The organism is Vibrio sp. D173a (genome assembly GCF_030248475.1).
This window is the reverse complement of record NZ_JAHGAH010001007.1, coordinates 1-828: the sequence shown is the minus strand read 5'-3', so window position 1 is coordinate 828 and position 828 is coordinate 1. Positions and strand designations below refer to the sequence as shown.

The window sequence follows — 828 nt, the reverse complement described above, 5'->3', positions numbered from 1 at the left end:
TTGGAAGATATAGAGTCCCTGAGGTTAGAAGTACTCGACAGTTCTGGACGCTCATTTGTTCTCGATGAAGGGTACGATGAGAATTCGCACTACGAAAAATTTGAGATGAAGCTGGATGATAGTGAAATCACGCTTGGCTATTTGTATTGTTGCTACCACCATGGGCACTCTACAAAAGCACTAATCGATAACTTTATTCGTCTACTTTCACGTGCGGTATACTATAACATTGCACAGAAACAGGCAGAGCAGCTGATCATTATGGAAGAGCGTGCAACGATTGCACGTGAGCTTCATGACTCGCTAGCTCAGTCACTGTCTTATTTGAAAATTCAAGTTACTCTCTTAAAACGAGTTATAGGTAAGCTTCCTGAACACAAACATAGGGAGCAGTCAGAACAGATCGCCCTAGAGTTGGGGAATGGCCTTGCTGATGCTTATACTCAACTAAGAGAGTTATTGACGACCTTTAGGCTGTCAATTAAAGAAGGGAATTTCGGGGATGCTCTGAGCACAATGCTTGAGCAACTCAGTGAAAGAACGGATGGCACGATCAATTTAACCAATAATCTGTCATCAATCGAACTTGATGCGCATAGCCAAGTTCATTTGCTTCAATTGATCCGTGAAGCAACCGTAAATGCAATAAAACACGCCAATGCCGATTTAATCGATGTACGCTGTAATGATGAAAATGGCGAAGTATTAGTCGTGATAAAGGATAACGGAGATGGTTTTGACCATAGTGCTTCTAAGGTAAATCACTATGGCATGAGTATAATGCAGGAGCGCGCGGCAAGGCTGAATGGCGAATTAACGATTGAAACA

The 828-nt window shown here is 42.3% G+C and carries 1 protein-coding gene; it reads left to right on the top strand.

Annotated elements, in window-relative coordinates:
• A partial coding sequence (locus tag KIV40_RS30910; RefSeq protein ID WP_285353114.1) for a histidine kinase occupies window positions 1–828 on the top strand: 828 nt, incomplete at both ends.